The 22,853-nt window shown below is 47.8% G+C and carries 14 protein-coding genes and 1 pseudogene; 4 read left to right on the top strand and 11 right to left on the bottom strand.

The genetic code is table 11. From position 1 onward, the window contains the following. Positions 1-140: 140 nt before the first annotated feature. Complete coding sequence (locus tag H9J30_RS02165; RefSeq protein WP_240129483.1) at positions 141-3,164, top strand: TonB-dependent receptor domain-containing protein; 3,024 nt, start codon at positions 141-143, stop codon at positions 3,162-3,164. A gap of 334 nt (positions 3,165-3,498) precedes the next feature. Continuing rightward, a pseudogene (locus H9J30_RS02160) lies at positions 3,499-3,692 on the top strand (hypothetical protein). Positions 3,693-3,848: 156 nt separating this feature from the next. Here the strand turns inward: H9J30_RS02160 and H9J30_RS02155 are convergent. Then, positions 3,849-6,254: a S9 family peptidase gene (locus H9J30_RS02155; protein ID WP_240129482.1), complete on the bottom strand. Its 2,406-nt coding sequence runs from the start codon at positions 6,252-6,254 to the stop codon at positions 3,849-3,851. Between the two features lie 305 nt (positions 6,255-6,559). Between H9J30_RS02155 and H9J30_RS02150 the strand changes: the two genes are divergently transcribed. Beyond that, a complete protein-coding gene (locus H9J30_RS02150) occupies positions 6,560-8,707 on the top strand; it encodes a winged helix-turn-helix domain-containing protein (RefSeq protein ID WP_240129481.1) in 2,148 nt (715 codons plus the stop codon). 17 nt (positions 8,708-8,724) lie between these two features. On the opposite strand, the gene H9J30_RS02145 is transcribed toward H9J30_RS02150, so the two are convergent. Together H9J30_RS02145 and H9J30_RS02140 are read right to left on the bottom strand one after the other, a co-directional pair. Then, the gene (locus tag H9J30_RS02145; RefSeq protein WP_240129480.1) at positions 8,725-9,834 is read right to left on the bottom strand and encodes an anhydro-N-acetylmuramic acid kinase; all 1,110 of its coding nucleotides are present in this window, start codon (positions 9,832-9,834) and stop codon (positions 8,725-8,727) included. Positions 9,835-9,854: 20 nt separating this feature from the next. After that, entirely contained in the window at positions 9,855-11,252 is a 1,398-nt protein-coding gene (locus H9J30_RS02140) for a peptidoglycan DD-metalloendopeptidase family protein (protein WP_240129479.1), read from the bottom strand. A 125-nt stretch (positions 11,253-11,377) separates the two neighbouring features. On the opposite strand from H9J30_RS02140, the gene tyrS reads away from it, so the two are divergent. Then, on the top strand, positions 11,378-12,574 hold the full coding sequence (gene tyrS, locus H9J30_RS02135) for a tyrosine--tRNA ligase (protein ID WP_240129478.1): 1,197 nt from the start codon (positions 11,378-11,380) through the stop codon (positions 12,572-12,574). Positions 12,575-12,658: 84 nt separating this feature from the next. On the opposite strand, the gene H9J30_RS02130 is transcribed toward tyrS, so the two are convergent. From H9J30_RS02130 to gltB, 8 genes are all read right to left on the bottom strand, one after another. Continuing rightward, positions 12,659-13,087, bottom strand: a complete 429-nt coding sequence (locus tag H9J30_RS02130) for a hypothetical protein (RefSeq protein WP_240129477.1) — start codon at positions 13,085-13,087, stop codon at positions 12,659-12,661. A gap of 123 nt (positions 13,088-13,210) precedes the next feature. Then, complete coding sequence (locus H9J30_RS02125) at positions 13,211-13,702, bottom strand: nuclear transport factor 2 family protein (RefSeq protein ID WP_240129476.1); 492 nt, start codon at positions 13,700-13,702, stop codon at positions 13,211-13,213. A gap of 1 nt (position 13,703) precedes the next feature. Continuing rightward, positions 13,704-14,330 carry a trimeric intracellular cation channel family protein gene (locus H9J30_RS02120; protein WP_011071529.1) on the bottom strand — a complete coding sequence of 209 codons (627 nt, stop codon included), beginning with the start codon at positions 14,328-14,330 and terminating at the stop codon, positions 13,704-13,706. Beyond that, positions 14,327-14,704, bottom strand: a complete 378-nt coding sequence (locus H9J30_RS02115; protein ID WP_240130047.1) for a DUF2721 domain-containing protein — start codon at positions 14,702-14,704, stop codon at positions 14,327-14,329. Before H9J30_RS02115 ends, H9J30_RS02120 begins: the two co-directional genes overlap by 4 nt. A 55-nt stretch (positions 14,705-14,759) precedes the next feature. Then, a complete protein-coding gene (locus H9J30_RS02110; protein ID WP_240129475.1) occupies positions 14,760-15,749 on the bottom strand; it encodes a cobalamin biosynthesis protein CobD/CbiB in 990 nt (329 codons plus the stop codon). Between the two features lie 31 nt (positions 15,750-15,780). Continuing rightward, a complete protein-coding gene (locus tag H9J30_RS02105) occupies positions 15,781-16,491 on the bottom strand; it encodes a 5'-methylthioadenosine/adenosylhomocysteine nucleosidase (RefSeq protein ID WP_240129474.1) in 711 nt (236 codons plus the stop codon). Between the two features lie 265 nt (positions 16,492-16,756). After that, a complete protein-coding gene (locus tag H9J30_RS02100; RefSeq protein ID WP_240129473.1) occupies positions 16,757-18,163 on the bottom strand; it encodes an FAD-dependent oxidoreductase in 1,407 nt (468 codons plus the stop codon). A 6-nt stretch (positions 18,164-18,169) separates the two neighbouring features. Further along, positions 18,170-22,618, bottom strand: a complete 4,449-nt coding sequence (gene gltB, locus H9J30_RS02095) for a glutamate synthase large subunit (protein WP_240129472.1) — start codon at positions 22,616-22,618, stop codon at positions 18,170-18,172. Between the last annotated feature and the right edge of the window lie 235 nt (positions 22,619-22,853).

The raw sequence follows: 22,853 nt of genomic DNA, 5'->3' as shown, positions 1-22,853 counted from the left end.
GTTTCTGATGATGCTGATTCATGGTTAATCCAAAAACCTAGATGATGACAATCACTGGCTAAGGCATTGGGCTAATTTAAGTAACCGCTCTACATAACAACAAAAACGGTTTGCGATGTCTCAACGTGAAGGTGGGAAGGATGAAGAAGAAACTATTGACCTTAGCAATACAAGCATCAATGTTTGGTATTGTTCCTTCGGTAGCATGGGCTGCCGAACCGATAGAAGTGAAAGCAGTTAAGGAAAATGCGACTCGAAGTGAAACCGAAGCCGCAGATAAAAATGATGGCATAGAAAAGGTCACAGTAACGGGGTCGCGGATTAAGCGAGATAGTTTTTCATTAAGTACGCCTTTACAGGGCTTAGATGCCAAGGATATCGCCGATAGTGGTATTGGCTCATTGGCGGATATTTTAGTTGACCAAATTCCGGCTTTGGCCGAAGGGGTTAGCAGCACCAATAGTCAATCGAGTGTACAAAATACCGGTCTATCGACCATTGACCTACGTAACTTAGGTACGGATCGTACTTTAACCCTGATTGATGGTCGTCGGGTTGTTTCTAACAGTTACAGTGGTAACTACGTCAGTTTAAGTACGATTCCGGCGGCGATGGTCGATAAGGTCGAAATCATTACCGGTGGGGCGTCGGCTGTCTATGGTTCCGATGCGATTGCAGGTGTGGTCAATATTATCACCCAGCAAAACAAGACTGGGTTTGAGATTAATGCCCGTGGTGGTGAAACCACCGAAGGTGGCGGCCGAGAAACCACCGTTGATGCTGGCTATGGTGCTGATTTTAATAGTGATAAAGGTTACATTTACGCCAGTGCTACCTATGATAAACAGCATGGGTTATTCGCCACAGACAGGGAGCGAGCCCTGTATGAATCAAACTTTGCCTACGATAAAGAGCAAATGTGTAATGCTATGAACACAGTCGATGGTGATAAGTGTATGCGCGATATCACTCCTGACGATTGGCGATCACGCAGCAACGACATCGTTGGCGGCCGCTTTAACTCCGATGCTTGGTGGTACGACGGCACTGAACTTAAAGCTGGTTTTAAAGAAGGGCGTGATGGTTATAACAGCTTTACCACGGGTCTATTAAAAGTTCCTGAGGATACCTTAGCCGCTGCAGTCAAAGTCAACTATGACCTTAGTGAAAGTGTGCGTGCAAATGCGCAAGTGCAATTTAGCCGTAATACTGCGTTTCGCCGTACCGATGCAGAAGGTCAAGACTATAACGATGTTGAGCTGTACATTGATCCCATCACGGGATTACCTGGAAAAATTGATGCGGGCAGTATTTCACCGAATAATCCTTATGTACCCGCTGACATCGCCGCGAAAGCGGGTAAGAGTATTAGTTGGGATCGTCGTTTCGAAGAAGTAGGGCCTGTTGAAAGTGACAACGAGCGTACCACGCTGCGTACTTGGGCGGGTTTACAGGGAGATTTGTTTGAAACTTGGACCTGGGATGCGTCAGTGGGTTACGGTCAGTTCGAACAGCGTCAACGCCGTAGCAATGAGATCAGCATTCGTCGGTTAAGAAATGCCCTGAATGCCGTATATGCTGCAGATGGTGTGACGATTCAATGTGCCAGCGAAGCCGCCAGAGCTGAAGGGTGTGTGCCCGTCAATATCTTTGGAGAAGGCTCGATCAGCAAGGAAGGGGCGGACTATATCCGCGCTAATCCCTATATCAATACCGATATCACTCAATTCAATGCGTTAGGGTATATTTCTGGCGAGTTGTTTGAGCTACCTGCGGGTGGTGTGCAATCGGCATTCGGTATGGAGTATCGCCGTGATACGCAGGCTGTGGATACCGATAAGGCGATGCGTGGCGATGCGATTACCTTTAACGATGTTCCTCCCTTTGAAGGTGATGTCACCGTATGGGAAGCCTTTGGTGAGGCGAATCTACCCTTGTTAAGGGATATGAGCTTCGCTAATAAGCTGGATGTGGATGTGTCCTTGCGTCTTGCGGATTACAGTCAGAAAAACATTGATTTAATGTCGAGTTACCGTACTGGCATACTGTGGGAACCCATTGCCAACTATGCTTTACGTGCAAATTACTCACGTTCACAACGTGCGCCGAATATCACTGAGCTTATCTCTCCACCACGTGGTGATTACGACAGTATTCGCGATATTTGTAATGGTGTAACGGCAACCTCAACAGGCGCTGGGCATGATAGCTGCCGTCTCGATCCTGGGATTGCAGCGGCCATTGCTAGCACTGGCATTTTCAAAGCGGTAAGTGGTTCAAAGTATTCTCCTAACGCGGGTAATGAAAACCTGACCGAAGAAACCGCGGATACCTATACCTTAGGCTTTACCATGGCGCCAGCCTTCCTTGAAGGTTTTAACCTAGCGGTTGATTACTACGATATTAAAGTTGCTGATGCTATTGGTTCATTAAGCAATGAGGATATTCTGGCTGAGTGTTATAACTCGAGTAATCCCTATGGAGCTGATAATGAGTACTGTCAGGCTATCACTCGCGATACTGAGGGCCAAATCACCCAGATTATTCAGCAGGAGCTGAACCTTAATGACATCGTTACTCGTGGTATCGATTTCGCCATGGCTTACGAGTGGGAATTAGCCGATTACGGCGAACTCAGCTTAAAAACCAACTGGACTCATGTGTTGGAATATAGTTCAAGCTACTATAACACCGATGGTTTAGTGGAAGACGATTATGTGGGTGAACTTTCCAGCGGAATTTTTGAAGACCGAGGCACGCTTTCATTAAGCTGGAGTAACGATGATTGGCGTGTGCGTTGGAGCGCGAAATATAAGAGCGCAATGGTTGATAGTCACGATAGAGTTGAAGAATGGAATGTGCTGAAAGCCGAAAACCAAGCCAAACTCGACGCCGGTGATGCCAGTGCAGTAGCAAATCCTGAAACGCCAGATTTCTTGTTCTATGGCTCGTATATCACCCATGATTTATCAGTGTCTTACACCATGGATGTGAGTCAGGCTGAATTACGTTTATATGGCGGTTTACGCAATATTTTCGACAACCAAGGACCTTGGGTGGCTGATAGTGGCGACTTAATTGAAACCGGTAATGGTAACTACAGCAGTGCCTACGGCGGTGGTGTAGGGCGTTACGCTTACCTCGGTGCAGAGCTTAAGTTCTAAAGGTCAGTTAACTTCAGTTGGTTAAACCGCATGTGGCTCCCTGCATGCGGTTTTTTTATTAGCGATTAAATGGCTTAAGCAAGAAAGGAACTGTTGTTGGCTATGGTTCCTTCAGATAGTTAAGCGATTTTACTGGGGGTACGCAAAAGTTTTAGCTAAGCGAGTTCGGCAGGTCAGTTAATACCAATCACATTAAATATCTAATCAGTTCAGAGTCTCACAGGCATTTCAATCCAAGGCGGATTGACGCAGAAATGGTTATTCCCTTTTAAGTCAATGCAACACCGGAGTGGGATGCCTTTGAGGCTCCTGAAGGGCGGCTGATGTTCACTGTATGGCAACGCGCTTTATACTGCGTTTAAGGCTTAGGCGGAGCACCACTATGCCTTCAAGCCTTCGCCTTGTCTAAAGCGCGTTGAATTCCCGCTGAATGAACAGATATTTAATACGATTGGTATAAGTTGGGGCTGGGGGCAAAATGGTGTAGGTTCAACAATACACTTTAAGCTAATGTTTTTGCAGGCTTGATGGTATGAACTGATATTACCCTTAGCGGCGAGTATATATGCCGCCGCAAAGGGTATCGTTGGGAGTCATCTTGGCAAGCGTTAAGCATTAAGCATTAAGTGCTAATGCCGATTGCGATGTTCAACTTATCGTTTAATCAGCAGAGCTGAGTGACGATTAGTTGGGGGGTAAATTCGCCTTTAAGAACTGGCTTTGTTCCCATAGTAGATGTTCTAGGGATTCCTTGGCCGTATAACTGTGCCCTTCAAATGGTAAGATAACTAATCTCGCTTTCCCTCCCAATCCTTGAATCGCATCAAACAGACGCTCAGATTGCAGCGGGAAAGTGCCCGAGTTTTGATCCATTTCGCCATGAATCAACAGCAAAGGCGATTTGATTTTATCCGCATAATTAAATGGCGACATTTGTTGGTAAATATCATTGGCTTGCCAGTAGGTGCGTTCTTCATTTTGAAAACCAAAGGGCGTTAGGCTGCGATTATAAGCTCCGCTACGGGCGATACCTGCATAGAATAAATCCGTATGCGCCAGTAAGTTGGCGACCATAAAGGCACCATAGGAATGCCCGCCAACGGCGATTTGCTTGCGATCAGCAATACCTAAATCGACTAAGGTATCGATAGCGGCTTGTGCGTTGGCCGTCAATTGCTCCCGAAAGGTGTCATTGGGTTCTTTATCCCCTTGGGCAATGATAGGCATTGAGACTTTATCAAACACCGCAAAGCCTTCAGCGACCAAAGGTATTGGGCCCCTTGGGCTGATGGTGGGATATTGATTGGCGCTAAAGCTAATTTGGCCGGCAACCTCGGGATCGTTAAATTCCCGCGGGTAAGCCCACATCAATACGGGTAAGGTTCCTTGTTCCTTGGTGTAATTTGCGGGTAGGTACAGCGTCCCAGAAAGAGGGACACCATCTGCTCTTTTGAAGGTTATAAGTTGTTTTTGCATCCCTTGATAAGCACTCAGTCCAACGGGGTGCTCGTAAAGTACGCTTTCTTTGGTGCCATTGAGTAGGACAAGGCTTGGGGGCTCTGTAGGGCTTTCACGATTGATGATGAGTTGTAAAGGTTCAAGATTGAGCACATAGCGCACCGACTCTAATCGCTGGGTTGCAGATTGCCAAAGTAGTGACGATTCGCCAGTCAGTAATGAAGTGCGCTTTAAAAAAGGCTTGTCGCCCTCTGGGGTGGCACCTTGACCATAGTGAATTAGTCCTGTGGTTTTAGCCCCTTGTAGCAAACTAACGACTTGTCCTTTTCCTGGATAATAGTGTTTTGCAAAGAGTCCTAGGTCTTGGTACTTATCGCGCAGATTACGCTCGTTTAAGGTATGCAGTGAGCTTTCCCCAAGACGGGTGTTTAGACTGCTGAGTCTGATCTGTTGAGCTTTGCTATTACGTTCAGTGATTAAGGCTAAGTGGTTTTCAGCCCAGTCAATATCTGTAATCCTCCACTGGGTTTGTGCAACGCGAGTGGCTTGTTGAGTAAAGGGGGCGTCGAGTAGCCAAAGGCTATCACGCAGTGGCGCATCTCGCTGGCTATCTCCCTGATCTAGGGCTTTGGTAAACGCTAAGGTTGCCGCTTGACCTTGTACCCAATGCAACATACGCGGACCAAGCAGGACTGAATCTTTTCCCTGTGGTCGAGATTCCCCTCCTTGGCTCTGGTGTAACAGGGTAATCAGTTGGCCATCAAGGTTATAAATCTCTGTTAAGGTTGGAAAATCATCATACTTTACCTGAGTTGAGAAGGGCGTTGTGATTTGGCGGTTCAAAATATACTGGCCATCGGGAGACACCGAGAAATCTTCAATAATCCCCGGCGCCCCGATTTTCGTGAGTTTGCCTTCTAAATCTACTAGCGCAAGTTGACTGGTAGTCAGGCTGCTAAATAACTGCTTATCTGCCGAGGTTTTCAGTAAGTCTTGATAGGTGCGCTGCGGACTATTTTTACCTGAGGTTTCCTTGGTTTTCGGGCCGATGGAAACGTGGGGCTGATTTGCGCTGGTGTCTTGCGCTATTACAAAGCGAGCAAGCAGAGTTTTATTATTAGCCCATTGATAATCAAGACTAATAGTGCCGTTTAAACGCTCATTTGACAGGCGTTGATGACGATCTTGAGCGATATTATAAACACATAAATAACCGCCCTCGGGCGTTAAACTTACGTAAGAGAGATTACGGCTATCGGGAGAAAACTTAAGCTCAGTAATATCATATCCACCTGGCAAGGTGATAACGCGTTGCCCGTTGTCTTTGATATTGATAAGCGTGAGCTGATGATAACGCTGGGTAATACGGCTCGGTAAAAATTGCTCTGCTGCGATACGTAACCCCGCCAGTTTCTGCTCTGGCATCGCAAGGGTTGCAATGCTGGGCGCTGAAATGGGACTGAGTAATGCCAGCCATTGGTTATCGTTTGAGAGTCGAGTCGTGAGGCTGGTACTGTGGCTAATGGTTTGCTGCAATGCCGGGGAAGGTTTTTGGTAGTCCTGCGCTAAGGTTTTTGGCGTAAAAATAGGGCAGAGCATCATCCAGATGCAAATCAAGGCTAAACGAAGCATATATGGGTTCCTACAAAGGGCATATCCCCTGCTGCATAAATGTTCGGCAGGAGTAAGGCTTTGACGCTGATGTTTTTACTGGTCATGCAGTTGTAAGCAATCTGTTGCTTAGTCGCAATCTAGCCTGACTCGATTCTATATTGTTTAAATCTCTTTTTTAGATTTTTTATAAGCTAATATTTTGAATTTTAAATAATTACTTTAAATCATTAGATTGCCAAGCTTGCTAAGTCTTAGGTAGTATTTAGCGACATGATGTACTCATTACCGTAACCATAAAATGAATAACAAGGGTGTGAGAAAATATGAAGGATAAGAGTAAGTTGAGTTTCTGCTTGGGGCGTTGTCGCATTGACCCTTCCGATAACTCAATTTCATTTCAAACTTTGGGCGATGAACCTCACCTTAATCAATCCGCTAAAGTCTCGCTTCAACCCAAGTTTATTGAAGTGCTTAGCTATCTTGCCCTGCGTTATCCAGAGGTAGTTACCCGCGATGAGCTGATTGAGAAAGTATGGGAAGGCAACGCCTACGTGGGGACTAAGGCGCTCACCAACGCGATTTGGCATTTGCGGCAGCAATTATCCCCCTTCGCTCTGGAAAATGGTGTGATTGAAACCGTGCGTAAAACCGGATATCGATTGTTATTACCGCCTATTTACGACACCTTTGATGACGGCGAAGAGCAACGACAAACCCGCGAGATTAAATTGGAGCATGCCACCAAACGCATGCGTATTATGGCGATAGTGATGGGGGTTATAACCTTTATCTGCGCTTTAGTGATGGGTGTGCATTTGTATCAAGATAAATTGCGGATGGTGGATACTCAACTTACTGTGCTCACTCGCGATCCTGGGTCTGAGCGCTATCCTCAGTTATCCCACGATAGGCGTTGGTTGGTCTATGGAGCCAGTCGACCAGGGTTGACTTCTAGTCTTTATCTTAAGGATTTTAAACGTGCAGATTTACCTGCCCGTCAGTTAACGCCTTCATCTTCATCCGAACTACGAGCCGTGTGGAGCTTAGATGATACGGCATTATTTTTTGCATCCCGCAGTCATGCTACAGGAAAGTGCACCATCACTCAGTTGACCTTAGCGACGAATGAAATGAGAGCCTTAGCACCCTGCAGTTCGGATCTGACCGCGATCGATATTTCACCCGATGGCCAATATCTTGCTTATATCTCTGCCCATGAGTCAGGAAAGATGGGAGGGATTTATCGTTTATCGCTTAAGTCTACCGAAGCGACGGCTGAACGCTTATCCTGCGATACCCGCTGTAACTATGAAGACCGAGATTTAGCTTACAGCCCCGATGGGAGATGGCTTGCGATAGCAAGGCGCTTTAGCAATATTTCAGAAGATATATTTATTAGAGATTTAGCCAGTGCCCATGAAAAGCGCCTTACACAAGGGTTAGAAGATATTCGAGGGTTAAGTTGGACACCTGATAGTCAGGCGTTAGTCTTCGCGACCGAAGATTCCGGTAGCAGTAATGGCTTTACTCTCGATATTAACACGGCGCAGATCCGCTCTCTGGATGTGGAAGGGATGAGTTATCCCAGTAGCGTATCCGATGAGGGGGAGCTGGTTTATCATCAATATCACCGTCAATTCCAGATGGCGTATTTCTCCCTCGGGGATAAAGTGCCTGGCAGTTTATTCCCATTATTATATTCTGGAGTGAGCCACCGTAATCCCGATTATTCCCCTGAAGCAAAGCGGATTGTATTTGTCTCTAGTGAGACGGGTTTTAACGAGATTTGGACCTCAGATATCAATGGCCAAAAACTAGAACAACTTACTCAACTGAAATCACGAGTGGCCTATCCGCGCTGGTCACCCGATGGGTCTAAAATTGCATTTATTGCACCCGATGATCGAAATGAAGGTAATCGCATTTTTATTTTGGATTTAACCAATAAAAACATTACCGCATTAGCGTCGAGTTATCACAACCATGGTCGTCCAAGTTGGAGTTGGCAGGGGACTACTGTGCTTGCTTCAACCGCTGATGGTATTACGGAGTTTTACTTAGACAATCGTGCCCCACGGGTGATTAGTTCATTGAGTATGGCGGTGGGTTTTGCCAAATCGGCCACTGAGTTGGTCTTTAGCCGCGATGGCGTGAATGGGCTGTGGCAGATTGATTTAACCCAGCCTGAGCACGTTGAGCCATTAATATCAACTAAAGCATTTCGCGCGGGTAATAACTGGGTGCTTACGGCAAGCGGGGTTTATTTTAAATCGAGTAATGGTCATGAGCAGCTATTGAATTATTGGGAGGCGAGCAGCCAACAGGTGACCTCACTCTTGAGAGTGCCACGTTCGAGCTTAAGCGGTTTTGGCTCCATGACCTATATTCCGGAGGTAAACCGCTTAGTGATGACGCTCGATGGCTTCCCGCAACGGGATATTATGCTGCTAAAACACAAGCTGTTGAAGTAACTAAGGTAAAGCAGCAATTACTTAGCGCTAAAACGTCCACCCAAAACGGCTTCGCGGGAGGCGCCAGTGACTGCGGGCAGGTTAGCGGGCAAACCTAAATGATGGCGCATGGCAAGCCACGCAAAGGCGATGCCTTCGGCCCATTTGGGGTCAACACCCAGTGCCGAGGTCGTATCGATGCGATAATTCGGCAGTAGTGCTGCTAAACGCTGCATTAGCTCGCCATTGAAAGCGCCACCGCCACAGACAAATAGCTCGCCTTCTGGAGCGAGCCTGAGGATATCTTGAGCGATACTGTGGCTGGTTAAATCCAGTAGTGTCGATTGGATATCTTCTTCATCTAATTGATTAAATGCTGATAATTGCTGTTCTAACCAAGCCTGATTAAATAGTTCTCGGCCGGTGCTCTTAGGATAGGCAAGGGAAAAATAAGGGTGTGAGAGCAATTGCGCCAGTAATTGAGGGTCTGTCTTCCCCGATGCTGCCCACGCACCGTTTTTGTCATAGGACTCATTTTTTACCTGCTGGATCCAGGCATCAATCAAGGTGTTGCCTGGCCCTGTATCAAAGCCTAAGACTTCTTGGCTATTGCCCGGTAGATAGGTGATATTGGCAATACCACCAATATTAAGAATGACACGTTTTTTACCGACTTGGGCAAACGTCTGCTGGTGGAAGGCGGGCACCAACGGCGCACCTTGCCCACCTAACGCAATGTCTTTACGGCGGAAATCAGCAATAACATCTATACCTGTTTCTGTGGCTATGGTGTTGGGATCGCCAATCTGCAGTGTAAAACCGACTTCAAGGTTTGGCATATGGCGCACGGTTTGACCGTGACTGCCAATGGCAATAATCTCATCTTTCGCAATCTTGGTTTTGGCGAGCAGATTATTGACCGCCAGTGCAAACAGTTTGCCGACACTGCGATCAAGACGACCAAGACGATTAATCTCATCCGTACCCGGTAAGCACAAACGCTGTAAACCTTTGAGTAAATGCGTCGGGATTGTCTCGGTATGAGTACAAATAAGCTGAGGTTGCTCGCCCGCAAAATCGACCAGCACAGCATCAACGCCGTCCATACTCGTGCCTGACATCAGTCCAATATAATAAGCCTTGTTCATTTGGTGGGATCCATGAGTCGTTATTGCATTGCCAATTGCGTTTGCTTGTTTTGCGAAATGCTTGCCATCAGTTGTTTGCTGAGTGCGTCGAATTGGGACTTTTCTTTACGGGCGATGGATTCGGACTTCGGTAAATCCACCGTTCTTGGATTGCGGTGTACACCATTAACGATAAATTCATAGTGTAAATGCGCCCCAGTAACGCGTCCTGTTTTACCTAATGTACCAATGATTTGCCCTTGCTTAACGCTAGCACCTTTACTGACGTTGCGTTTGGTCAAATGCAAATATTTAGTCGTGTAGGTATCATTGTGCTTAATGAACACATAGTTGCCGTTAAATTGACTGTAGCCAGATTCTATAACGCGTCCATTACCGGCGGCCTTAATGGGGGTGCCAATTGCGGCAACATAGTCAACGCCACGGTGGGCTTTGACCTGTCCAGTTACTGGATGTAGTCGTCTCGGATTAAAGTTTGAACTAACGTATTTAAAGTCGACCGGTGAGCGTAAGAATGCCTTACGCATGCTGGTGCCGTTTTCAGAATAGTAGTTACCGTCGGTATAGCGCACTGCGGTGTAGCGTTCATCTTGGTTGATAAATTCAGCGGCTAAAATATTGCCATTACGTAAAAACTCGCCCTCGGCATATTCCTGCTCATAGATAATCGCGAAGCTATCGCCCTCGCGTAAATCTAAGGCAAAGTCGATGTCCCAGCCAAATACCGTTGAGAGTTGCATGATTTGGTTAGCATTTAAGCCTGCATCCACGGCGGCGTTCCAGAAGTTACTCTTAATTTTCGCGCTTGTGAATTTGGGGCGGATCTCTATGTCTTTTTCGGAGATTTTCTCGGAATACTTGTCCTGAGCTTTAGTGATCACTAAGGTTGATATCGCATCAACACGGTAGCGCACCTCGGTTAAGTCGCCATTGGCATCCTTGGAAATGACAATTTCTTCGCCTGGAATGATTTTGAGTAGATTCTGTTTGGCGAGTGGCAACTGCGTAATTTCATATACATCTTTGCTAGTGAGTCCTGCCCGCTCAAATACGGCGGCTAAGGTATCACCATTCTTCACATCAAAGTGTTCAACATCCCGATGGTGGGCGCTTTCCAACGTTTCGGTGGCGGAATGATTAGCCGCAGCTAACGCCTCTGCTGAAGATAGCGGAGTCACGTTATTTGGCGCATCCTGTGTTTGCCCTTCAATCCCTTCTGGGCGGTCCGGCGAGCGAAAGGCTAAGGGCACATCATAACGAGTGTTAATTTGATTGTTGGTAACACCTTGAGTTTGTCTTGAAGCTTGCGCTTCTTCAGAGGGAAAGAGCAACGTTATCATTGTGATAACAGAAAGAATGCTAAGGAGAATTTGGTGCTTTTTAGGCAACAATTTAAATAATGTTATAACCTTTCCCATTGACGCCGATACCGATAACCTAAGGCTTGAATAATCCATTAGTTTACACACTTTCAATTGTGGTGGCTAACAAGTAACATAAGTCTCCTCATATTATGACCATGGCCTTAGGAGTCCCCGCCGAGATGGCTGATTTAGACCAAGTATTAGCAGAAATTAGACGTGGTACCGACGAGATTTTACTCGAATCGGATCTGCTGGAAAAACTCAAAGAAGGACGTCCACTTCGTATCAAGTTAGGCGCAGATCCTACCGCACCGGATATCCATCTTGGACACACAGTAATTTTAAATAAATTAAGATTATTCCAAGAGTTAGGTCATGAGGTTATTTTCTTAATTGGTGACTTTACCGGTATGGTGGGAGACCCAAGTGGTAAAAATAGCACGCGTCCACCACTGACCCGTGAGCAAGTATTAGCCAACGCTGAGACCTACAAAGAGCAGGTCTATAAAATTTTGGATCCTGCCAAAACCCGCATCGAGTTCAACTCGAGCTGGTTAGAGCCGTTGGGCGCAGCTGGGATGATCCGTTTAGCCTCGCAGCAAACCGTTGCCCGTATGATGGAACGTGACGACTTTAAGAAGCGTTATGCGTCGGGCCAATCGATCGCTATCCACGAATTTATGTACCCGCTGCTACAGGGCTATGACTCCGTAGCCCTCAAGGCCGACGTTGAATTGGGCGGAACCGACCAGAAGTTCAACCTGTTGATGGGTCGTGAGTTACAGAAAGCCGAAGGTCAAAAACCACAAGCTGTGATTATGATGCCACTGCTTGAAGGTTTAGACGGCGTGAAGAAAATGTCTAAATCGGCGCACAACTACATTGGTGTGAGTGAGCCCGCCAATGAAATGTTTGGCAAGATCATGTCGATTTCTGACGAATTAATGTGGCGCTACTTTGAGTTGCTGTCATTCCGTCCACTGGCGGAAATTGCACAATTCAAACAAGATGTGGCCAGTGGTGCAAACCCTCGCGACATCAAAATTGCCTTGGCGAAAGAAATCATCGCGCGCTTCCACGATGAAGCCGCCGCCGAGAGTGCCCATCAAGCCTTTATCGACCGTTTCCAAAAGGGCGCTATTCCTGATGATATCCCTGAGGTTGAATTAGCGGCGGGTGAAGGCTTAGCGATTGCTAACTTACTTAAAGATGCCGACTTAGTGGGTTCGACTTCCGATGCGATGCGAATGATTAAGCAGGGCGCCGTGAAGATGGACGGTGAAAAGGTTGATGATAGCCGTATGACGCTGAGCTCAGGTACTGTTGCAGTATTCCAAGTGGGTAAACGTAAGTTTGCTAAAGTGACTTTGGTTTAATCCGCCATTGGTCGACACTCATCTATTCCATAAAAAGAGCGCCTGTCGGCGCTCTTTTGGTTTTAGTCTTTTATCGCAAAAGAATTATGGCGCCGTGCTAGCCTCATGTTCGCCAATATTGCATCTGTCGGTACCAAAATGCTGCCCTTCACGACATTTCCACGCCAATTGCGCTGAATCGACCTGCCAGCGCTGAGCATCCTTCTTGAGCGACAAAATGAGCAGCATTTGCGGGTGTTGCTTGGAGATCTCGCTCACTTGGTAGGTAAACACACCATTCTTTGTTGGTTGAGTACGGAGTAAGGTGAATTTATTACCCGCATATTGGCTGCTGATAGCCGTTGGATCTGTACTCCAAGCCTGATGTTGCTCTTGGGCGATACGCAGCTGCTGATTGAAATGGCTTACTGGTTGCACTGCATAGGATACGATTATGGGCTGCTGGGCTTGAGCGTTTTGTGCGAGCATAAAACCATTGAGAGCGAGTAGGGCAATCAGTCCAAAAAACTTCATACAAACCTCATTGAAACGAAACGACCGAGTGATGCATCAAATGCCTTGGTTTAGTCGTATGACTCATTGTTAGTTTCGACTCGTTTTTTGGGCTCGAGTTTCAATCAAAGGTAAATTTTGTGATTACTGCATCGCTAATTGATCTGACATGGTCTGATAGTCAATCAGATCCATATGCTCTGCAACTCTGTGGTTGCGCATATCAAGTTTAAGGCTTGTTACCCCTGGGATGGCGATATCAATGATTTTACCTGGTTTACCAAACAGCTCCCCCGGTCCCTTAAAGTGATAGTTACCAATCATCACTACTAAGGAGCCCGCGTTATACATATGCTCGATATTGAAATCATATTCGAGCACCCCCTCATGGGCGCGTTCGAAAAAGTCGATAATAAAACGGCCGCCCGTGTATTTACGGTTGGCGGTCTTATCGAAAAAAACACTATCGCGGTTATAGAATTTGCTAAGTGTTTGATAGTCGTGCTCGGTTAGCGCGTTCATATATTTTACGGCTAACTGCTGTTCTGCTGGCATTTCCCCTGAGTTTGCATGTACATGCGCGGGAAATAGCGCCGGAACAAAAATAAGACAGACTAAAAGACGCAAAATTCGCAAACTATTCCCTCTTGGTTTTGAGATCAAAGGCGGGTAATGATAAATGCCATTTAATGGCGCATAGACGGATGATTAACGCACTGGCCATGGCTAAAAACAGCGCCGTTTTTTCGCCCATACCGCAGGCCAAACTTACCGTATACCCTATGCCGCCGATAATAGAGGCTGTGGCATAGATTTCCGTGCGTAACACCATCGGGATTTGTCTGCACAGTAAGTCTCGAATAATGCCTCCTCCTACGCCGGTGATCAAGCCCATCACCACGGCAATCATGCCGCTTAGTCCCATATTGAGGGCTTTTTCTGCACCAATCACTGTGAACAAGGCTAAACCTAAGGCATCGGCGACGGGGAGGACGTACTCAGGCATCTTGCGTGGGCGACGTACTAACAGCAAACAAGCCACTACAGTCGCAAGGATAACGATGATGTAGTTTGGGTCGCGGATCCAAAACACCGGCGTTGCGCCAATTAGCGCATCACGGATACTGCCACCACCCACAGCTGTTACCGACGCGAGCACGATAACGCCAAAGGGATCCATCCGGTGGCGACCAGCGGCTAAGGCGCCGGAAAGCGCAAAAACCGCCGTACCACATAAATCGAAGAAGTAAATCCAGTGATTCATTTACTCATCTCTTTGATGTGGATATTAAGTGCATCCACAGAGATACGAATTTCTATCACAGATAAAATCAGTGAATAGAGTAGCAGTAACAAGCTTGCACCAAAGATGATTGAGCCCGTCTTATTAAAACCGATATAAATGAAAATCATGCAGAGTACACACAGGGCAAAGCTGGATACGCCAGCTTCTTGCATGAGGCGAATAATACGGATCCGTTGACTTAAGTTTTTGATCTGATCTTGATGCACGGGTTTATCGCCGCCACTCAATTGGCGGATCAGTGCCGCCAGTGCAAAAAATCGGTTGGTGTAAGCAAGTAACAGCAAGGAAATTGCTGGAAATAACAAGGCGGGAGTTGTTAGTGAAACATGCATATTTTCGAACAAGATAGTCAGCCTTTAACCTAGTGCTAAGATGAAAAACATCATATCACAGGGTTTGTAGCCAGCGTAAACCCGCCCAAATGAAAGGAAGTAAGGTTATAAAGCTAAACCAAATCGCGCAGGCGCGAGAGGTGAGTTTTATGGCTGGGGCTATCATTTCGTGATGAGGTTGTGGACCATAGACAACCTTTGCCACATCAATACGTTGGCCTGAAAATTTCTGTGGACCACCCAATTCAATCCGTAAAATATTTGCCACTAACGACACACTCATCACATACCCTCGCAGGGCAGGATGATTTTTAGAGGTGCGAAACAATAACGCTAACGCTTTGGGACCGCCCTGAATTGCAATTGATAGGCTCCATAACCACGCAGGGATTGCTAGCAGCGCGGTCGAGAGCGTGTGCACAGTTCGGCAAAAATACTGATATTTGGGCTGTATTGGCGGCCAACTGAGTTCGAGCTGTTTAATCATTCTGACTGCCAGCACCATGGGAGCACCCGCGATAGCAAAGAAGAAGATGGTCGATGCTGTGCCGTAAATCGGTGCCGTAGCCAACTTTTCAATGGTGGCTTTGGTTAAGCCCACTTCCGATAGATTATCCGTATCACGGACAACCCACGACTGTAATAACTTTTTTGCGCTGGCATTATCCTCTCGTTTTAATGCCTTGGCGATTTCGTCAGCGACTTGGCTAAAGCCGGCATCACTTATACAAAGATACAGCACTAAAAACTCAAAAAACCATGGGAAGGCTGCGAGCTCGAGCAAAAAAGCAATAATCGCCCAGAAGGGGAATACCAGTAACAACATGGCTAAAAAGCCAGCGGTTGCCTGTTGGCTGGGCGCGCGCTCGGGGCGATTGACTTTAGCGGCGAGTTGTTTAGCTAAGTGACTAAACCACATCAGTGGCTGCATTTCCCTGGGTAATGGCGCCAAACGCGCCAGTAATAAAGCAAAGAAAAGTACCAAGAAGCCTTCAAACAAAGCACCATCAATTTCGACAAGTTGTTGATAAAAAGAGCTGTGCATCAGGTACTTTCCACAAATATGCTTTTGTTCATTACTGTACTGAGTTTGTATCTAATTGCTCAAGCAGCAACATTACCATCAGTGCTGAATGATAGCCTGCTTTTACAATATAAGAATCGAAGTCGACGGGGGAGTCGTTGTTGGCGTTGTCAGAGAGCGAGCGAATGACCACAAAAGGCACGCCAAATTGGTGACAGACTTGGGCAATCGCCGCACCTTCCATCTCACAGGCCGCCATCGTTGGGAAGTGTTCCAACATGGTTTTGGTGCGTACTGGGTCGCAAATAAAGCTATCACCAGTACAGATTAAGCCTTCAATCGCTTTTACTTCGCCTAATTGTGCAATGGCCTTATTGGCGGCTTCGACTAAGTATGGCGCAGGAATAAACGCCGCGGGTTGCTGCGCCATTTGGCCAATTTCGTAACCAAATGCGGTGACATCCACATCGTGGTGGCGCACTTCGGATGAAATCACGATATCACCAATTGACAGTGAATCGACAAAGCCGCCGGCGGAACCTGTGTTGATTACCGCATCGGGGGCGTATTTTTCAATCAATAGGGTTGTGGCGATACTGGCGGCGACTTTACCAATGCCTGAGCGCGTGACGACAACATCCTTGCCCGCTAAGGTGCCAGCGATAAATTCAATACCTGCAATGGTTTGTGATGAAGCATTTGTCATAGCCGCGATAAGATGAGCAACTTCTGGCTCCATTGCGCCAATAATACCTATTTTCATGGGGGACCCTTTTGACTCTACTGAATGTGTGATTCCACTGAATATGTGGGACGACGGAATGGCGGCTAATATACCACAGTTATGCTTCGGCGTGATTGTGGGATTGCGATTGCTTGATTGGGATAGGATAAACGTGCGAAAGATAAAAAATGCGCACCCTAAGGTGCGCGAATTTGACGTATCTTTTACGACAAGTCACAAGCAAATGGTGGACTCGTGGGTACGAGTCCGAGACTCACAGGTACAGCGGCACAACAAAAAACAATTAATCTAAGTAGTTAAGAATGCCTTGCGCCGCATCACGTCCTTCGGCAATTGCGGTCACAACCAGATCCGAACCTCGGACCATATCGCCGCCAGCAAATACCTTGGGATTGGTGGTTTGGAAAGGATTATCGGCCTGTTTACTGGCTTTTACTCGGCCCCATTGGTCGAGCTCAATGCCGTAATCGGCAAACCAAGGCGCAGGGCTAGGCTGGAAACCGAAGGCGATAATCACTGCATCGGCTTCGAGTAACTGCTCACTGCCCACAATCGCTTCGGCACGTTGACGGCCACTGGCATCCGCTTTACCCATCTGGGTTTCAACGCATTCCACACCCACCACTTTGCCATCCTGGGTTTTAATCGCCACGGGTTGACGGTTAAAGAGGAAGTTCACGCCCTCTTCACGGGCGTTTTGCACTTCACGGCGAGAACCTGGCATGTTGGCCTCATCACGGCGATAGGCACAAATCACGCTGCTAGCCCCTTGGCGCACGGCGGTGCGAACACAGTCCATGGCGGTATCACCACCACCTAAGACCACCACACGTTTACCGGCAAGGTTAAGATAAGGTGTCTCTGGGCTGGTGCTGCCCATCAGGTGATGGGTATTGCCAATCAAGTAGGGCAGGGCTTGGTAAACGCCTTGGGCATCTTCGCCCTCAAGGCCCGCTTTCATGGCGGTGTAGGTTCCCATGCCGAGGAAGACGGCATCGTATTCCTCAAGCAGTTGGTTAAAGGCAACATCTTTACCGACAGTTACGCCGAGTTTGAACTCGATGCCCATGCCTTCTAACACAGTGCGGCGAGTTGCCATTACGGCTTTATCCAGTTTAAAGGCGGGGATACCGTAGGTCAGCAGTCCACCAATTTGGGGATATTTATCAAACACCACTGCCTTAATCCCATTACGGGCCAGAATATCGGCGCAGCCTAAACCCGCTGGGCCTGCGCCCACGATCGCAACCTTTTCTTTACGTGGCGTGACCTTGCTCATATCTGGGCGCCAGCCTTGGGCGATGGCGGTATCGGTAATGTATTTCTCCACATTACCGATAGTCACGGCGCCAAAGTCGGCGTTTAGGGTACAGGCGCCTTCACAGAGTCTGTCCTGTGGGCAGACGCGGCCGCAGATCTCGGGCAGGGTATTGGTCTCATGAACTAAATCTGCCGCCTCCATAATCCGGCCCAGTTGTGCCAGCTTTAGCCAGTTAGGAATGTAGTTGTGCAGTGGGCACTTCCACTCACAATATGGGTTACCACAATCTAAACAGCGATCCGCTTGTTCGCTCACCTGTGCCTGTGCAAAAGGCTGATAAATCTCAATAAACTGAGTCGAACGTTTTGCCGCAGGGTGTTTGGTTGGGTCTTTGCGACCCACTTCAATAAATTGAAAATCGTTACTCATCTGGTATTACCCCGCTTTAACTGCCAGTTCTGGGCTCGATTGCTCTAATTTGAGCAGATCTGCAACGGCTATGTTTTTTGGTTTCACTAATACAAAGCAATCTAACCAGTTAGCAAAGTCACTTAAGATCATCTTCGCGTGATCACTGCCCGTTTCGGCGACATGCTCTTCAATCAAGCCTTTTAAATGTTGCTGATGAATAGGCGATTCGAGCTTTTGGGTGTCAACCAGTTCGCTATTGACGCGGCGATTAAAGCGACCAAATTGGTCGAAGACATAAGCAAAACCGCCAGTCATCCCTGCGCCGAAATTCACTCCAGTTTTACCTAACACCACAACAATTCCGCTGGTCATATATTCACAGGCGTTATCACCAACACCTTCAACCACGGCAATGGCGCCTGAGTTACGTACCGCAAAACGTTCACCCGCTTGACCCGCGGCGAAGAAGCGTCCGCCAGTCGCGCCATACAGGCAAGTGTTACCGACAATGGCGCTGCGCTCGCTTTGGAATGGGCTACCCAGCGGTGGATAAATCACAATCTTGCCGCCAGACATGCCTTTGCCGACGTAGTCGTTAGCATCGCCGCAGAGCTTGAGTTCAAGGCCTGGGCTGTTCCATACCCCAAAGCTTTGGCCTGCACTGCCGTTAAAGCTGAGTTTTATCGGGGCCTTGCTGCCTTTAACGCCAAGGGTGGTGGCTATATAACCCGATAGACGGGCGCCTACTGAGCGATCGGTGTTGTTGATACTGTAAGCAGCATCGAAACTCTCACCTTTATCCACCGCACTTTGGCACTCATTGAGCAGATGTTGGTTGAGTAAGCCTAAATCCGCTGGTGGATTGGTTTCCTGCCATGTACGAGCTGTATTGGCTTTGACCTTAGGCTGATACAGAATTGGCGCTAAATCGAGTCCACGTTGTTTATCGGTCTGGCCTTCTAAGGTGTGTAGCCACTCACTGCGCCCCACTAAGTCTTCGAACTTGCTGACCCCTAGGGTTGCCATCCACTCACGGACTTCCTCGGCGACAAACTCAAAGTAAGTCATCACTCGCTCTGGTAAGCCGTGGTAATGGTTATCGCGCAGTTTCTTGTCCTGAGTTGCGACACCGGTGGCGCAGTTGTTCAGGTGGCAAATACGTAGGTACTTACAGCCTAAGGCAATCATGGGCACTGTGCCGAAACCAAAGCTTTCGGCGCCGAGTAAGGCCGCCTTGATAACATCAGTACCCGTTTTTAAGCCGCCATCGACCTGCAAGCGGATCTTATGGCGCAGACCATTTTCCACCAGAGATTGATGCACTTCGGCAAGGCCGAGTTCCCATGGGCTGCCGGCGTATTTCACTGAAGTGATAGGGCTGGCGCCTGTGCCTCCATCGTAGCCAGAAATAGTGATCATATCGGCATAGGCTTTTGCCACACCAGTCGCAATAGTGCCGACACCTGGTTCAGATACTAATTTTACTGAAATCAGTGCGTTGGTGTTGATTTGTTTTAAATCGAAAATCAGCTGGGCTAAGTCTTCGATAGAATAGATATCATGGTGTGGCGGTGGTGAAATCAAGGTTACACCGGGACGCGCGTGGCGCAGCCCTGCAATTTCGACACTCACCTTATGGCCTGGCAGTTGTCCGCCTTCACCGGGTTTTGCGCCCTGGGCAACTTTAATCTGCAATACATCGGCGTTGACTAGGTAATGGGCAGTTACGCCAAAACGCGCTGAGGCAATTTGCTTAATCGCCGAGTTACGCTCGGTATTAAAGCGGCGAGCATCTTCGCCACCTTCGCCGGAGTTAGAGCGGCCGCCTAAACGGTTCATGGCAATGGCTAATGCCTCATGGGCCTCGGGGCTTAGGGCGCCGATACTCATGGCCGCGCTGTCAAAGCGTGGATATAAGTTGCTAGCAGCTTCGACCTTATCCAGTTCAATTGCGGCTTGGTCAGCCTTAATGCCAATCAAATCCCTTAGGGTGGCAACTGGACGGTTATCGACTAATTCGGCAAACTTCTTATAGGTAGCAAAATTTTTGTCGATTAAGGATGCCTGCAATGTGTTGACCACATCTGGGTTGAAGCAGTGGTACTCACCGCCATCCACGTATTTGAGTAAACCACCCTGTGGCAGCGGCACATGGGCGCGGTAAGCGGCCTTGTGCAGTAGTGCTTGATCGTTGGCGATATCCTCAAAGCTTGCGCCTTCTATACGGCTCACCACACCTTTAAAGCAGAGTTCAATCACATCACTGGCAATACCAATGGCCTCAAACTGTTGGCTACAACGGTAGGAACCGACGGTGCTGATCCCCATCTTTGACATGATTTTACGTAGACCCTTCTCGATGCCGTAACGGAAGTTGAGCATCAGCGCCGTGGTGTCGGTCAGTCCATGACGTTTAGCCAGATCTGAGATTGATTCATACACTAAATAGGGATAAATCGCCGTGGCGCCAAAGCCGAGTAGCACTGCAAAGTGGTGCGGATCTCGCGCCGATGCGGTCTCAACAATGATGTTGGTATCGCAGCGCAGACTCTTACTCACCAGCATTTGTTGCACTGCGCCCACTGCCATGGCGGCTGGGATCACCTGCGCCGATTTATCAATCGCACGGTCGGATAAAATCAGCAGCGTAGTGCCACTGCGGGCTAAACGCTCAGCTTCTGAGGTGATGCGGCGAATCGCCTGTTCTAAGCCTTCTTTCGGTTCGTAGTTTAAATCGACGATATTGGCGCGATAGTAAGTGCTATCTAATCCGAGTAATTGGTTGAAATCACTAAACAATAATATCGGTGAATTAAACATCACTCGATAGGCATGGCCCGTGGTTTCATTGAAGAGGTTTTGCTCGCGGCCAATACAGGTCGCCAAGGACATCACGTGCTTTTCACGCAATGGATCGATTGGCGGATTGGTGACTTGAGCAAACTTCTGCCTGAAATAGTCATAGAGCGAGCGCGACTTTTTCGACAATACCGCCATTGGCGTATCGTCGCCCATAGAGCCCGTTGCCTCTTCGCCTTGTTTTGCCAGTACCCAAATCACTTGCTCTAACTCTTCGCGAGTGTAACCAAATTGCTTTTGGTATTGCAGCAGTTGCTCTGGGCTTAATTCGCTGGCGCCATGTTGTTCTGTTGTTAGCTGCTCGGCAGGAATTAAAGTACGGCTGTTTTTGGCCATCCACTCTTTATAGGGGTGGCGACGCTTAAGATCGTTATCGATTTCAAATGACTGATATAACCGGCCATTTAATGTATCCAACACTAACAGCTCACCTGGGCCGACGCGGCCTTTTTCAATCACTTCATCGGCGGCGTAGTCCCAAATGCCGACTTCTGAGGCGAGGGTTAAGATACGATCTTTGGTGATCACATAACGAGATGGTCGCAGACCGTTACGATCGACTGCGCAAGCGGCGTGGCGGCCGTTGGTCATCACAATACCCGCAGGACCGTCCCAGGGCTCCATATGCATGGAGTTAAAGTCATAGAAGGCTTTTAGCTCGTCATCCATCTCTGGATTACTCTGCCATGCTGGCGGTATTAGCAAACGCATGGCACGGTATAAGTCCATCCCGCCTGAGAGCAGCATCTCGAGCATATTGTCGAGGGAAGAAGAGTCTGAACCCGTTTCATTCACAAAAGGCGCTGCCTGCTGTAGGTCGGGCAGCAGCGGTGAATTAAACTTATAGGCACGAGCACGGGCCCATTGGCGGTTACCGGTAATAGTGTTGATCTCGCCGTTATGGGCAAGATACCTAAAGGGCTGAGCGAGTGGCCATTTAGGTGAAGTATTGGTTGAAAAGCGCTGATGGAATAAACAGATAGAGCTTTTCAAACGAATGTCTGCAAGGTCGGGATAGAATGCGGGCAAGTCGGCAGGCATCATCAAACCTTTGTAGACGATGACTTGGCCTGAAAGACTCGCGACATAGAAGTCTTTATCGTCAGTAATTTGCTGTTCTAAACGGCGGCGAGCCATGTAGAGGCGACGTTCAAGATCTTTCTCACGCCAGCCAATAGGGGCGTTGATCAGCACTTGATAGATTTGTGGTAGGCTCGATTTACCAATCTCCCCCAATACATCGGGATTGACGGGGACCTTACGCCAACCAGCAATACTTAATGTTTCACGTTCCAATTCGCGTTCGAGAATAAACTTGGCTTGGTCAGCCAGTTCTTCATCTTGGCTTAAAAACAACATGCCCACGGCAAATTTGCGGCTCAAGTGCCAGTCATTTTCAGCGGCTACGGCCTCAAAGAATTGCAATGGTAGCTGCATTAATAAACCACAGCCGTCCCCAGTACGACCGTCCGAGGCGATACCGCCACGGTGTTTCATGCGATCAAGGCCATGGATGGCAGTGCGCACGATACGATGACTGGCTTCGCCATCCATTTGCGCAATTAAGCCAAACCCACAATTGTCCCGCTCAAAACTGGGATGATATAAGCTCATACAAAAACCTCCCTTGACCTCAACGAAATTACTACTCGGGAGAAATGTAAAGACTTTCTATAGATATGCACCCGAACCACCCAAATTATCCTGAGATTAACCAAAGGTCAAACCAAAATTTTGCATAAAATATGGGTATTAATTCATGTTTCATACACAAAACATAATTGCTTGACGTTAACGTTAACTGGTTAATTTGCTGTATAACATTATGAATAAAAAGAATTTTAAAAAA

The sequence above is a fragment of the Shewanella cutis genome (assembly GCF_022410515.1).
Lineage (GTDB): Bacteria > Pseudomonadota > Gammaproteobacteria > Enterobacterales > Shewanellaceae > Shewanella > Shewanella cutis.
Note: the sequence above shows the minus strand (reverse complement) of the source record. Positions and strands in the feature narration are given on the sequence as shown.